This is a genomic window from Flagellimonas sp., assembly GCF_965601775.1.
Taxonomy (GTDB): Bacteria; Bacteroidota; Bacteroidia; order Flavobacteriales; family Flavobacteriaceae; genus Flagellimonas.
Genome location: NZ_OZ271837.1, coordinates 2,942,501 through 2,956,723, shown reverse-complemented (window position 1 = coordinate 2,956,723; position 14,223 = coordinate 2,942,501). Strand labels below are relative to the sequence as shown.

7 protein-coding genes and 1 rRNA gene are annotated in these 14,223 nt (G+C 41.5%); 4 read left to right on the top strand and 4 right to left on the bottom strand.

Features of this window, described 5'->3' with window-relative positions:
• Positions 1-149 precede the first annotated feature (149 nt).
• The 4 genes from ACSLUF_RS13710 to ACSLUF_RS13695 all read right to left on the bottom strand — a co-directional run bounded on the left by ACSLUF_RS13710 (position 150) and on the right by ACSLUF_RS13695 (position 5,354).
• On the bottom strand, positions 150-848 hold the full coding sequence (locus ACSLUF_RS13710) for a TapB family protein (RefSeq protein ID WP_435623330.1): 699 nt from the start codon (positions 846-848) through the stop codon (positions 150-152).
• Between the two features lie 8 nt (positions 849-856).
• Positions 857-2,188: an OmpA family protein gene (locus tag ACSLUF_RS13705; protein WP_435623329.1), complete on the bottom strand. Its 1,332-nt coding sequence runs from the start codon at positions 2,186-2,188 to the stop codon at positions 857-859.
• Between the two features lie 114 nt (positions 2,189-2,302).
• The gene (locus tag ACSLUF_RS13700) at positions 2,303-4,726 is read right to left on the bottom strand and encodes a ribonuclease HII (RefSeq protein WP_435623328.1); all 2,424 of its coding nucleotides are present in this window, start codon (positions 4,724-4,726) and stop codon (positions 2,303-2,305) included.
• 28 nt (positions 4,727-4,754) lie between these two features.
• The gene (locus ACSLUF_RS13695; RefSeq protein WP_435623327.1) at positions 4,755-5,354 is read right to left on the bottom strand and encodes a ribonuclease HII; all 600 of its coding nucleotides are present in this window, start codon (positions 5,352-5,354) and stop codon (positions 4,755-4,757) included.
• A 209-nt stretch (positions 5,355-5,563) separates the two neighbouring features.
• Here ACSLUF_RS13695 and ACSLUF_RS13690 point away from each other — a divergent pair, with 209 nt between their 5' ends.
• The 4 genes from ACSLUF_RS13690 to ACSLUF_RS13675 all read left to right on the top strand — a co-directional run bounded on the left by ACSLUF_RS13690 (position 5,564) and on the right by ACSLUF_RS13675 (position 14,165).
• On the top strand, positions 5,564-8,728 hold the full coding sequence (locus ACSLUF_RS13690) for a SusC/RagA family TonB-linked outer membrane protein (protein ID WP_435623326.1): 3,165 nt from the start codon (positions 5,564-5,566) through the stop codon (positions 8,726-8,728).
• 4 nt (positions 8,729-8,732) lie between these two features.
• A complete protein-coding gene (locus tag ACSLUF_RS13685) occupies positions 8,733-10,190 on the top strand; it encodes a SusD/RagB family nutrient-binding outer membrane lipoprotein (RefSeq protein WP_435623325.1) in 1,458 nt (485 codons plus the stop codon).
• A gap of 66 nt (positions 10,191-10,256) precedes the next feature.
• Positions 10,257-12,323: a putative porin gene (locus tag ACSLUF_RS13680; RefSeq protein WP_435623324.1), complete on the top strand. Its 2,067-nt coding sequence runs from the start codon at positions 10,257-10,259 to the stop codon at positions 12,321-12,323.
• A gap of 318 nt (positions 12,324-12,641) precedes the next feature.
• Positions 12,642-14,165, top strand: a 16S ribosomal RNA gene (locus tag ACSLUF_RS13675).
• Positions 14,166-14,223: the final 58 nt, after the last annotated feature.

The following is a 14,223-nucleotide window of genomic DNA, read 5'->3' as shown; positions in this document are numbered from 1 at the left end:
ATAAAGAGAACAAAAGGAAGCCTAAAAGAATCAGGAGACTCTTTGAATAGTGAGCTTTAAAATCAATGGTTCCCATAAATGAAATATGATTTCAATTATAGTAAGAACAGGGCTAGGTCGATATATCTAATGTAACATTTTTTGTTACATCATTTGCTGAAGGAAGCCAATTCCATCCTACTTTCAAGCTTTCCTTTTTTGTTGTAGGTCTCTTGTTTTACAATCCCCACTCCTTTTGCTAACCACAACTTGTCCGATACATTGACATTGGCAAAAGCAACCTTACTAAAGATATCTGCGGTCAACACTACGCAATCAAAAGTTCCGGCAGCGGTTGTAACAGATTCCTCAGCGACAACTTTTCTGTTGGTAGTTTTGGCTTCAATCTTCATTTTCATGCCACTAATGTTCATGGCAACGTTGACATCAGCATCGGCTAATTCCTGACCCACGGAGAGATTGTTTGGTAGGTCAATGTCGGTTCCCGTAACATCCATTTCAACATCCATATCTCTATATTGCTCCATCATTTGGTTGGGTAATAAACTGTTGAAGTCGATTCGAATTCCGTCACCTGTGCAAGTAAAATCATAGTCCATTTCAAAGCTTTCATTCTTCTTGCTTCCTTGAAAGCTCACATTCAATGAGGCCTTGGTTTCACCTCCTTTATTGGTAACCTTTTTTACGGTGTAAACAGAAGTACCATCTAACTTATCTTTTTTACCGTACATGTTATAGCTAAAGGAAGTGCCTTCGACCATAGGGTAGTATTGGCTGCAATTATCTTGAGCTATGGAAGTGCAAAAAACAAAAAGCAGCAACCCAAAGGCGTAGTGTCTTGTTTTCATCTTTTTGGTTATTGTTTAATGAATTCTACCCTACGGTTTTGTGCTTTTCCATCCAAAGTGCTATTGTCACCAACAGGTTCAGATTCGCCTTTGCCTTCGCTGGACAGTCTACCGGAATCCACTCCGTAGACCGAAACCAAAGCCTCTTTTACGGCAGCGGCTCTTTTCTGCGAAAGGGCAAGATTGCTATCTTCACTACCATCTGCGTCAGTATGCCCTACAATTTTAAGATTTATGGAAGCATCTTGTTGGAGCACTTGATAGATTTGACGGATAATTCCCATAGACTCGGGTTTGATGTTTGCGGAACCGGAATCAAATAAAATTCCATTAGTGGAAATTTTTCCTTCTGCCATCAGTTTTCTACGTAGGTCAACCCCACCTTCGGCAATTTTAAGGTTGGAAATCAACATGCGCTCACCTTTATCGAGATTCAAACCTCTCATGAATATTTTGAAATTATTGATTTTGGATGGGTCCTTTATCAATTGTGGAACATCAAAGATCTTGGTCTCATTGATCCAGAAGCGATAGCGATTTTTATTTACCGCTATGGAAAGATGCATTTCCTCTTTATAAACATTTCGAAAATCGCTTTTCATCTTATTCCGAATAGGGTCTGGGTCACCAGGAAACTTGTTTCTGATTTCTGGACCAACTGCAATATATTGAACTGGGTTAAGGTCAGTCATGGCAAAAGCATCCCTGTTGCTTAAGTTTGCATTTTCCGCACATATAAACTGGGCCTCTATTACTGAAGAGGTTTGGTTGGTTAGATTCAAAAATCTTACATCTAATTCAATGGTATACTCTTCTGGCAAAGAGAAATCTGTAATAGGTACCACAAAACTACCCGGATTGATGGCGAACCATTTGTTGGAAGAACCATCAATTGTTACCATCTCACCGCCGCCATTGGTATTCCATTTGGATGGAAAGTCTCCGATAAAATCGTTAGAAAAATCATCAACGAACAAAAGTTTATCCCCAGGCACAAAATCGAACTTACTGTAAACATTCAGGGACTTTGGTCCAGAACTTGGAACATTTCCTGAACCCGAGGTCCCCGTATTTTCATTTCCTGAGCTTTCAGGATTTCCGGCGGGTCCTTGAGGGGTTGGAGTATTGGGTGCCTTTTGTCTTTCATTTCCTGTGCCTAATACGCTGTCTAGGGCCTGGTCTGTTTTTTTTGCGGATTCTTGTTCCACTCTTCTTTCAACAGTGCGCTCTGCTGCCTTTTCAGCTTTTTTCGCCAGTTTTTTAAAGAATTGGGCATTTCCGCTAAAACAAAAAGCAAGAATAAAAAGAGAACTTGTAAAGAGTTTAATGGAGGTTTTCATCTGTGTAGTGTTTCGTAAGTGTAAGTTATTGTGTTTCAAATTATTGGAAACTACAAAAAAAAAATCAAGTTACTTCACAAGATGTATGCTTTGTTTGAAGTACTGTATAAGTTGTTAATTCAATTTATAGACAATTAAGGAATTGGCTTGGTCTTTGGCCACCAGTTCCAATTTTCTGTCATTGTCAATGTCAGTCATATCAATTAAGGAGTTTCCGAAAACCGGGAAATTTGAAATGGGCTTGGCCTGGCTGTCATAGAGATAAATTTTCTGGTTTTGGATGTCGGTCACACTCACATAAATTTTATCGTAGATATAGAAAATCTTGGGTTTGGAATAGACACCCAAATCGAGCTCTACCTTTTTTCCTTTAATACTTAAAATATTATCGTTCATCAATACCAAGGTTTTGCTGGTGGCGTACATGCCATGGTCCTTGTTAAGATTGAAGTTGGCACTGGAAATGTTCCCTTGAAGGTCTACTTGGACCAAAACCCCTTTTGTATTAGTTGCAGAGAACTTATTCCTATAAAGGAATATCTCATTATCCGAGAAATCGATTTTTTGTTTTACCGGAATCCTTTCTCTTCCAGCCCTGTGAAGAATTTTTAAGGAATTATCTGCTAATTGAAACAGTAAATAATCCTTGTTTGACACTCGAAAGTGTTTTGGGGCTTTCTCAATATCACTGGTAGCTTCTTTGAAAGTGAACCCGTTCACAATTTGTGCCTTATTGTTATACATGTACACCTTTTTCCCTTGGGTGATAAGAAATCGGTAATCCCGATTGCCCTCATAATCGAAAACGGCGAGTGGATTCAGGTTGCCGCCCTCAAACTTAATTTTAAATGGAGGAACATCATCTCCATTTCGGTCAATGACCAAGAATTCATTGTTGGTGCAAAAAGCCAATTGCAGACGGCCATTTTTATAGAGATCCACTTGGTGTATTTTTCCTTGAATTCTTCCCTCTAATTGCTTTTTCCAGAGAACCTTCCCGTTGGTAGAAATTAGGTATAGAAAATTGTCTCGGTCTTGTACAACAATTTCCTGCTTATTGTTTCTGTGGTTTTTCACAAAAACCGGGTTAATTGCCAAATCCGAATCCAACTCCACATTAAAAAGAGGAACGGTAGTGTTATTGGAGCTTGCTTTTTCAGTCTCGGAAACCAAAAAGTAGGTATGCATAAAATGGGTATCTGCAACCAGTTGTGCTCCTATGGTGTGATTATTAAGTTTCTTGCTTTCTTCTATCTTGAAAATCTCTGCTAAAAATGGTTGTTCTGATAAAAAATCGGCACCCTTGTTATCAGAAATAAAAAGCATACTGGATTCACTAGCAAGGTTATTAATTGCAGTTTTGTAGGTGGTTGATTCCGAAAAAGTCGATTTGTTTCGATAATTGCTGATTACCGTTTGAAGGGATTCCATAGTTTCGGCAAAGATGAAAGTATTATCAAGCACCGTATAATAATTTGATTCAAAGTCAGCAATTAAGGGGTTGAAGGAGGAGGTTAACAAATCCTTATTTTGAAAACCGTGGATGTCACTTCCTTGATAAGCCAGGGAGCTTGTTCTTTGGCTAGATAAAAAATCTGATAATCCCTCGGGCCCAAAAGAATTGAGAAAAACTACCTTTTGCTGGTTTAAACGGATTACCCCTATTTCCTCAACCGTGTTAAAAAGGGTGTCTTTTGCTTTTACCCGATCAAGGTATTTGCTTTGATTTTCGAGAAAGACATCGTAGTGGTCAAAAGAGTAAGAAAGCATAGCTTCGGTCTTTGCCGGTGCATAAAGAGGAGTACGGTTGGCCAGTGGAGCAGTTCCCTTAAATAAATTGATAAACATTTTGGTAGAATCCGACGCAATGGCAACACCGTTTAGAGCGGTTTTGCTTTGGTCCAATGAGATATCCAAGCTCGTCCATTCGGCCATAGGATTTGAAGTTGCGGAGGAAGCGTTCAGATTTATAAAAACAGTAGCCGTTTTAATGTCGGAAGAAGCTTTGTATAATCTATTCAGTTTGCTACTTGCTGAATAGGATTCAGTTCTTAACGCGTTTTCCAATAACATTTGGGAAGAACTCAACAGTTGAAATCCGTTCTTTTGACTAGTAAAAACCTCCGTGGAATTGAAAACATGTTTATTTAAGATGTAATTTTCATAGGTCAAGGTTTCCACTTTGTAATTTTCTTGTGTGGTTACATCAAAAAAATCAGGTTCAGACTTTACCACCAAAATGAAATCATCGTCCTTTCTACCCGTTTGATAAAATCCTAAAAGCGCTTTTTTATCAGTTTGTACAAGGGCCAAGGTTTCGCTTTTATCTTCGATTAAGTCGATGAAATTTAAAATTTGCCCTTCTCTGGAAACCAGGGAGTTTTTTAGTTGGCTTAGAAAACTCGCCATATCGTTAACCTTAATATAAAAGGAAGTATTGGGAGGTAATTGTTGTAGTAAGGTATCCGAGGTTTTTATTTCCTTTCGACAGGAAATACAACAGATTAGCAGGAATAAATAAATTACCTGAGGTTTCATAAAGTCATTTTGAAACAAATTTAGGATTTTAGATTGCCAGCATCAATTGTTTTGGTAACTGTCTAAAACTTTTTCGATGGTAAGGGCTTAGGCCGTATGCTCTAATGGCCTCTCTATGCTCTGTCGTTGGGTAACCTTTGTTCTTCTTCCAATTATAAATGGGGTATTCTTCATGAATTTGCTCCATGTAGGCATCCCTGTAGGTTTTAGCCAATACTGAAGCTGCTGCGATGCTCAAGTATTTACCATCACCTTTAATTATACACTCATGTTTTATGGAAGGATAAACTTTAAAGCGATTACCGTCTACTAAAATTAGGTCTGGCTTAATTGAAAGTTCATCAAGAGATTTGTGCATGGCCAGGAAAGAAGCGTTTAGAATATTAATTTCATCAATTTTTTTTTCAAATACATGCTGGACCGAAAATGTTAGAGCAGTTTTCTCTATAATCGGCTTTAGCTTGGCTCTTTTGATTTCGGATAATTTTTTGGAGTCGGTGAGTATATCATTTTTAAAGTGTGTAGGCAAAATAACAGCAGCGGCGGTCACAGGACCTGCCAGACAACCCCTTCCCGCCTCATCAGTTCCAGCAATATGCCCTGGAGCACTAAATCTTTCCAAACCCATAGGTCTTAAATAAATTATGGTTCATCGGCAAAAAGTAGAAATAGATTCGTTAAAGAATTTAGTATTCCATAAACGATGGGTGAATTAACTCAAAATTTGATAATTATTAATCTCTTTTTAACATTTATTGGGGTCTGGGGCAAGTAATTTTTGGAATTTTTAGTTTTTATTAAGATTTTAGCCGCTGACTAATTCAAAAATTCAATTAAATGAGATCAAAGTTTACTTTGGTGCTAGCGTCTTTCTTGTTGCTATGCATCAATTTCTCTTTTGGACAAGAGAAGACAATTTCCGGTAACGTGACCGACCAAAACGGTCTTCCGTTGCCAGGGGTCTCTGTTGTAGTGGTGGGTACTACTTCGGGGACACAAACCGATTTTGATGGTAACTACACAGTCTCCGCTAATGTTGGCCAAGTATTGCGTTTTAGCTACTTGGGCCAGAAAACAGTTGACAGAACTGTAGGGGCTGAAAATACCATTAATGTGCTGATGGAAGAAGATGCCGAGGCTCTGGAAGAGGTAGTGGTAACCGCTTTGGGTATTGAACGTACCGCGAGAAGTATTGGTTACGGCGTAAACACCATAAAAGCTGAAGAGCTTAATGTGGTTCGTGAAACTAACGTTTTGCAAGCATTACAAGGTAAATCTTCTGGTATCCTGATTCAGAATCAGAGTGGTAACGTTGGGGGATCCCAAAGAATCGTTATTCGGGGTCAATCGAGTTTACAGGGTACTGTTCAGCCATTGTTCGTAGTGGATGGGGTGCCAATTTCTAACTCCAACATTGCAACAGGTTCACGTATTACTGGGGGCTTTGACTTTGGTAACAGGGCACAGGATATTAACCCAGATGATATTGAAACCCTAACAGTTCTTAAGGGTGCGTCTGCAGCTGCACTTTACGGCTCGCGTGCATCGGGTGGTGCGATTATCATTACCACTAAGAAAGGGAAGCCAGGACAATCTGCCAGTATCAGCTTTAACACGAGCTACAGATTTGATGAGCCCTTGATTTTACCAGATTTTCAAAATGAATTTGCTGCTGGTAACCAAGGGGTTTATGATTTTACCCAAGGACCTGGTGACCAAGATACTTCAGGTTGGGGACCTAGCATTGCCTCTCTAGCAGGACAGACTTATACTAATATTGCGGGAGAGACAGTTCCGTTTGAGGCTTTCCCAAGTAACGTAGAGGACTTTTACGAAACAGGTTTCACTAGTATTTACAGCTTAAATGTTGCTGGAGGTTCTGAAGTAGGTGACGATTACCGCTTGAGTGTTTCCTACACTGACCAAGGAGGTATAGTTCCTAATCAGAGACTGAACAGAACGAACATTGGCTTGAATGCCGGAAAGAACTTGACCGACAAGTTGTCGTCTCGATTCAGTGTGAACTATGTGCGTACAAACACTAGAGGTACAGCAGCTGGTGGGGCAAATGACCCTAACGTTTTAACTAGTATCGTTAATTTGCAACCAAGAACAACAGACTTCTCGTTGTTCGATCCAGATATAGACGAATTTGGAAACCAACTAAATGATCCGGGAGGACAGCAGAACAACCCATTGTTCATTGCCAGAAGAAATGCGCCACAAATTGCGGTTGAACGTTTCTTTGGTAATGCTTCGCTTACGTATAAGCCATTTGAAGATTTGAGCTTATTGGGTAGAGCAGGTTACGATACTTTTTCCGACAATCGTCTGCTACAAAATTCTGTAGGGACAATAGGTCAAATCAATGGTAACTTCACACAAGATGTTATCCAAAGACGCGAGCTGACCTTAGATTTTATCGCAACTTATCAAAAGGAAATCGCTACTAATCTTAATTTAAGCGTTAACGCAGGTACGCAATGGAATGAAAGGGTAACGGAAAGATTGCAAAATCTCGGTCAAAACCTTTCCGTTCCAGAATTGTTCGCTCCTGGTAATGCAGAGGTAAACAATGTTCTTAATGACCTTAATACGATAAGAATTTTTGGTGTATTTGGTGACGTTACGCTGGACTACAAGAACTGGTTGATTTTGAATGCCACCGGTAGAAATGACTGGTCTTCTACGCTCTTCTTTGATGATAACAGTTTCTTTTACCCGTCAGTATCTCTTAGTTTTGTATTTACTGATGCCTTTGATATCCAAAGCGATATTCTTAGCTACGGTAAGTTAAGAGGAAGCTGGGCTAATGTAGGAGGTGACACTGGCTTTGGATTGTTGAACTTCTTCTTCCTTCCAGATACTGCCTTCTTTGGTCAGTTTGGTACAGGAGGTACGTTCCCATTTGACGGTAACCTAGCGTTTAATTCTCGTGCTACTCAAACGGACCCTAACCTTAAGCCTTCTAACCAAGAAAACTGGGAAGCAGGTATCGAATTGGGATTGTTTAAAAACCGAGTGAATATTGATTTCACGTACTACGATAATTTGAATGAAGATGATATTGTTCAGGTTCCGACACCTCAGACCTCTGGGTTTGCTCAATTTTTGACTAACGTCGGTGGGGTATCCAATAGTGGTGTGGAACTGGAATTGAGCGCAAGAGTCTTGCAAACCAACGATTTTAGCTGGGACTTGAACTACAACTTCACAAGAAACAGACAAATTGTTGAGGACTTGGATGAAATCGAAGGAGGTGCACTGAATTTGGCGACTGGATTTAATACAATTGCCGTTCGTGCTCAAGAAGGGCAGCCTTTCCAACTTCGTGGAACAAGGTTCAGAAGAGCTTTGGATGCGGATGGAGAGGAAATCGAAGATGCTATTCTTGTAGATGCTAATGGTATCAGACAGATAGGACAAGTAGGAGACTTAGGAGCGATTCAACCAGACTGGTTGATGGGTCTAACATCCACCTTTAAGTATAAAGGATGGACCTTATCAACAACATTTGACTGGAGAGAAGGCGGTCTATTGTTCTCAAACACTGTTGGTGCTTTAAGGAGAGCTGGATTGGCTTCAGAAACAGCTGTAGATCGTGAGACCCTCTTTGTAGATCCGAATACCTTCACACAACCTGGGGGTGCTGGTACTGAGGTTATCCCTAACACGACACCCATCTCTAGCGTCCAAGATTTTTATCAGGATGGTTTTTCAAACGCAAGTATCATAGAAGGAAATGTGTTTGACGGTACTTTCATCAAGTGGAGGGAATTAAGTCTAAGCTATACTTTCCCATCTAAGTTGTTAGAAAGAACTCCACTAAAATCCCTTCAGCTAGGACTTCAGGGACGTAATCTTGCATTGTTCAATACTGATGTTCCACACATAGACCCCGAATCAGGACTTGGTGGTGCTGCCAGTCAGTTGGATGGTATTGAAAGAGGTGGACTTCCTACTACTAGAAGTATTGGTTTTAATTTAATAGCTAATTTTTAGTACTATGAAAAAGAATTTTTTAAGAATAACAGGATACTTACTTGCAACTACCTTAATGGCAGTTGGTGTAGTGAGTTGTGACGACTCCATTGAGGGAGATGTGAATGTTGACCCGATTGTGGCAACTACAATTGAACCAGATTTATTGTTTCCGCAGGTTATTGTGGCCGGTTTATCCGCCAACAGAACTGTGGAGTTAAATGCAATGAATATGCAGTCCCAACATTGGTCCTCCATTGTCGGGTTCGGGGTATTTGTTAACCCAGAAAGATACAATATCAGTGCAAATACAACCAATAACGTTTGGGTAGGACATTATACTACGGTATTGTCTAATTTGGCGCAGGTAAGACGTTTGGTTGAGGAAAATAACCCAACAGCAAGAAATATCATTGGTCAGGCCAAGATATTGGAGGCTTTTGCTTATTTAAATCTTACACAGATTTTTGAAGATATCCCGTTTAGCGAAGCTATTCAGGTGTCTGAATTCCCAACTCCAAACTTTGATACTCAAGAACAAGTGTTAAGAGGTATTCCAGTTTTGATAGACGAAGCTTTGGCGGAATTGGCAACAGATACTGATATTATTACAACTTCAGATTTGATTTATGGTGGTGACCGCCAGAGTTGGATACGTTTTGGAAATACATTAAAACTAAAGGCACTAATGCTTGTAGCCAATGTAGATCCAGGTTCGGTTCAATCGGAAATACAAGCGGTAGCAAACCAACCTTTGATTTTGGATGCGGCCCAAGACGCCACTTTTTTCTATACAGAGGCGGCTGGTAATGAGAATCCTATATGGAAGACCATTGATCAATTTGCAGGTCAAGCAAACTTGTTTTGGGGTTCTGCATCGACTTTGGTTGATATTATGAATGCTACCGATGATCCAAGAAGAGCTACTTGGTTTGATTTGACAGAGGATGATACGTTCGTTGGTCAGGATCAAGGAGTAAATTCTCCTGAAGGAATTTCTGCGGTTAGTTTGAACATCATTAGAAGAGATATGCCAGATCGCTACGCTACGGCTTCTGAAACCAATTTCTACTTGGCGGAAGCAGCCTTGCAAGGGTGGATAGCCGGTGGTCAAGCGGCAGCTAACACATTCTATAGAGCCGGTATTCAAGAGTCTCTGGATTTTTATGATGGTCAGCCTGGAGCAATTGCCCAAGCAGATAAAGATGCGTTCATGGCTTCTGCGCGAGCTTCTATTGCTGCAGATTCTCCAGCGGATGCTTTAAGAAAAATCCATGAAGAGCATTGGATTTCTGATTTCACCCGTGGAATCGAAGGATGGACGGATTGGAGACGTAACAAAGTGCCAGATTTCCAACAGCCTGTGGATGCTGCTTTGCCAGACATTATTAGACGATACAACTATCCTAATAGCGAAATAAACGCGAATCCTAACACACCGGACTTGCTTCCATTGGAGCAACCAATGTGGTTTGAGAATTAGTAGAAAATAAGTATTGTTTTCAGAGAACCCCGGAAAATTTCCGGGGTTTTTTATTTACTTTTTTTAATGGCAAAACTTTCACATTCCAATACCAACAAATCTTATACCTTTGTTCGTCAATTCTATGGAATGAGATTCTTTATTGCAGTTTTTTTTCTTCTCGTAAATATTTCAATTACCACAGCACAACAAGATTCAATCCCTGTAGTACCAACGGAACAAGACAGTGTTGTAAAAAAAATACCAAACGCTCCTAAAGGGTTGGATTCATTGTCCCTAAAAACAGATAACGAAATAACCATAAAGGACTATCGGATTATCTCTTATGAAAGGGATACCACTTTTTTGGATACCACTTTGACTATACAAAAGGAGTATACCTATAATTTCTTAAGAAAGGACGATTTTGAGCTAATGCCATTTGCCAACATAGGGCAACCCTACAATACCCTAGGAGTCCAGTTTTCTGAAAATCACTACTATCCTAGATTGGGAGCCTTGGGAAGGAATTTTAATTATCAAGAAACCGAGGAAATCAAATACTACGATGTGGCCACTCCGGTGTCGGATTTAATGTTTAAGACCACGTTGGAACAGGGACAACTACTGGATGCTTTGTTGACATTTAATGTTACCAGAAGACTCAACCTTGCGGTTGGGTTTAAAGGATTCCGTTCCTTGGGAAAATATCAGTTCAATCAGGCGCAATCGGGAAATTTCAAAACAACATTTAACTATCGAACCGAAAATGAGCGATACACAATTAGGGGGCATATAACCGCACAAGATTTAGAATCAGAAGAAAATGGCGGTATTGCGAACAGGGAACAATTCGAAGATGATCCTGAAGGTGATTTTACGGATCGTGGGAGAATAGATGTTCTTTTTACCAACGCCAATAACCGCATTCAGGGAAGGCGATACTATTTCGACCATCAATTTGCTTTATTCAAATCGGCCCAAGATTCAATCAAGAAAAGAAAAAGTCAAATAAGAATTGGTCACGAATTTAACTACGAAACCAAATTCTATGACTTTGTTCAATTAAACCGAGTGGACGCTTTTGGGTCAGATGTTTTTTTGGAACCAATTGAGGACCAAGCGCGCCTTAAAACCATGTTCAACCGACTTTCAGCAGAATTCTCAAATAGTACACTAGGGGTGCTTACTGGAAATGCCAGCCTATACAACTACAACTACTTCTTCAATAGTGTTTTGATTACGGACTCCCAAACGATACAAAACCAACTGGAAGGGGAGGAAATATCCGTGGGGGGCAATTACTTTAATCAAATAGGTAGCTTAGTATTAAAAGGAAATGTGAATTATACCGTCTCTGGAGAACTGACAGGGAATGCATTTGATTTTTCTGCGGCGTACGGAATAAATGAAAACACCACGGTTTCAGGGGGTGTTCATTTAACTTCCCGATTACCAAATTTTAACTATTTGCTGTATCAAAGCGATTATCAAAACTTCAATTGGCAAAATGATACGTTGTTTGAAAAACAACAGAATCAAACAATCTCTTTTGGCCTGGACTCAAAAAAATGGGGTCTTCTTGAAGCAGAATACAGCGCGATTGATAACTACAGTTTCTTTGCATCTGCCATTACGGACGAACAAAGAACTGCTGGCTTGGCCGAGACAGCCTTCGTACGTCCATTTCAAGAGAATGAAACAGTAAATCATCTTCGTGTAAAGTACTTTAAAGAATTCAAGTGGAGAAAATGGGCATTGGCCAATACGGTTTTGTTTCAGGATGTAACCCAGAATCAGCAGGTACTTAATGTTCCTCAACTATTGACTAGAAATTCACTTTATTTTTCTTCGGATGTATTTAAGAAAGCTATGTTCTTACAGACAGGGGTAACCCTTAAGTACTTTACTTCGTACAACACGAATGCATATCATCCCTTGTTGGGTGAATTCTATGTCCAAAATCAAGAAGAGTTTGGAGGGTTTCCTTTACTGGACTTTTTTATAAATGCTAGAGTAAAACAGACTAGGATTTATTTTAAACTGGAACACTTTAATTCTCCTTTTTCTGAGCCTGTTTATTACTCGGCTCCAAATTATCCTTACAGGGACTTTGTGATACGATTTGGATTGGTCTGGAATTTCTTTTCATAGATAGATTAAATTATTTTCTTTTTTATATCTGAAAAGCAGTTAGTTACGGCTTTTGGGATTTTTTTGACAAAAAAATAGTTCAAAACCATTTGCGGAGATAAAATAAGCTGTTTATATTTGCACCCGCTAAAACGGTAAATGTATTGTTTTGGTGTAGCGGAAAAGAGGGCCTTTCGGGGCGTTTTTTTTGCTTATGGAACAAAGAAGTTCATTGGCATTATTGGAACAGACAGCGTAAATCAGAGAAGATTTAGAACAAACCATTTTGGTGCCGGGCTCAGGGATTGTATTGGAGCGACATATAATATATGACGCATTACAATGAAGAGTTTGATCCTGGCTCAGGATGAACGCTAGCGGCAGGCCTAACACATGCAAGTCGAGGGGCAGCGGGGATTGCTTGCAATCCGCCGGCGACCGGCGCACGGGTGCGGAACGCGTATGGAACCTGCCCCTGTCAGGGGAATAGCCCAGAGAAATTTGGATTAATGCCCCATGGTAACATTTTATCGCATGATAAGGTGTTTAAAGATTTATCGGACAGGGATGGCCATGCGTACCATTAGCTAGTTGGTAAGGTAACGGCTTACCAAGGCAACGATGGTTAGGGGCCCTGAGAGGGGGATCCCCCACACTGGTACTGAGACACGGACCAGACTCCTACGGGAGGCAGCAGTGAGGAATATTGGACAATGGCCGGAAGGTTGATCCAGCCATGCCGCGTGCAGGATGACTGCCCTATGGGTTGTAAACTGCTTTTATACGGGAAGAAACCTCCCCTCGTGAGGGGAGCTGACGGTACCGTAAGAATAAGGACCGGCTAACTCCGTGCCAGCAGCCGCGGTAATACGGAGGGTCCGAGCGTTATCCGGAATCATTGGGTTTAAAGGGTCCGTAGGCGGGCCTGTAAGTCAGGGGTGAAAGGCCACGGCTCAACCGTGGGACTGCCCTTGATACTGCAGGTCTTGAGTTATAGTGGGGTTGCCGGAACATGTGGTGTAGCGGTGAAATGCATAGATATCACATAGAACACCGATCGCGAAGGCAGGTGACCAACTATATACTGACGCTGATGGACGAAAGCGTGGGTAGCGAACGGGATTAGATACCCCGGTAGTCCACGCCGTAAACGATGGATACTAGCTGTCGGGCCTTCGGGCTCGGCGGCCAAGCGAAAGTGATAAGTATCCCACCTGGGGAGTACGTTCGCAAGAATGAAACTCAAAGGAATTGACGGGGGCCCGCACAAGCGGTGGAGCATGTGGTTTAATTCGATGATACGCGAGGAACCTTACCAGGGCTTAAATGCGGGCTGCATGGGACAGAGACGTCCCTTTCTTCGGACCGCCCGCAAGGTGCTGCATGGTTGTCGTCAGCTCGTGCCGTGAGGTGTCAGGTTAAGTCCTATAACGAGCGCAACCCCTACCGTTAGTTGCCAGCAAGTAAAGTTGGGGACTCTAACGGGACTGCCGGTGCAAACCGTGAGGAAGGTGGGGACGACGTCAAATCATCACGGCCCTTACGTCCTGGGCCACACACGTGCTACAATGGCCGGTACAGAGGGAAGCCACCCCGCAAGGGGGCGCGGATCTACAAAGCCGGTCACAGTTCGGATCGGGGTCTGCAACTCGACCCCGTGAAGCTGGAATCGCTAGTAATCGGATATCAGCCATGATCCGGTGAATACGTTCCCGGGCCTTGTACACACCGCCCGTCAAGCCATGGAAGCCGGGAGTGCCTGAAGTCCGTGACCGCAAGGAGCGGCCTAGGGCAAAATCGGTAACTAGGGCTAAGTCGTAACAAGGTAGCCGTACCGGAAGGTGCGGCTGGAACACCTCCTTTCTAGAGAAAGGTCGCCCGATACGAGAATCGGGCCCGCGCCGGGATGAGGGTTCGGAAT

What these genes read in the sequence shown, in the direction of transcription:
- ACSLUF_RS13700 (WP_435623328.1), bottom strand. Translation starts at nt 4,726, where the DNA reads ATGAAACCTCAGGTAATTTATTTATTCCTGCTAATCTGTTGTATTTCC.
- ACSLUF_RS13695 (WP_435623327.1), bottom strand. Translation starts at nt 5,354, where the DNA reads ATGGGTTTGGAAAGATTTAGTGCTCCAGGGCATATTGCTGGAACTGAT.
- ACSLUF_RS13680 (WP_435623324.1), top strand. Translation starts at nt 10,257, where the DNA reads ATGGCAAAACTTTCACATTCCAATACCAACAAATCTTATACCTTTGTT.
- ACSLUF_RS13710 (WP_435623330.1), bottom strand. Translation starts at nt 848, where the DNA reads ATGAAAACAAGACACTACGCCTTTGGGTTGCTGCTTTTTGTTTTTTGC.
- ACSLUF_RS13690 (WP_435623326.1), top strand. Translation starts at nt 5,564, where the DNA reads ATGAGATCAAAGTTTACTTTGGTGCTAGCGTCTTTCTTGTTGCTATGC.
- ACSLUF_RS13685 (WP_435623325.1), top strand. Translation starts at nt 8,733, where the DNA reads ATGAAAAAGAATTTTTTAAGAATAACAGGATACTTACTTGCAACTACC.
- ACSLUF_RS13705 (WP_435623329.1), bottom strand. Translation starts at nt 2,188, where the DNA reads ATGAAAACCTCCATTAAACTCTTTACAAGTTCTCTTTTTATTCTTGCT.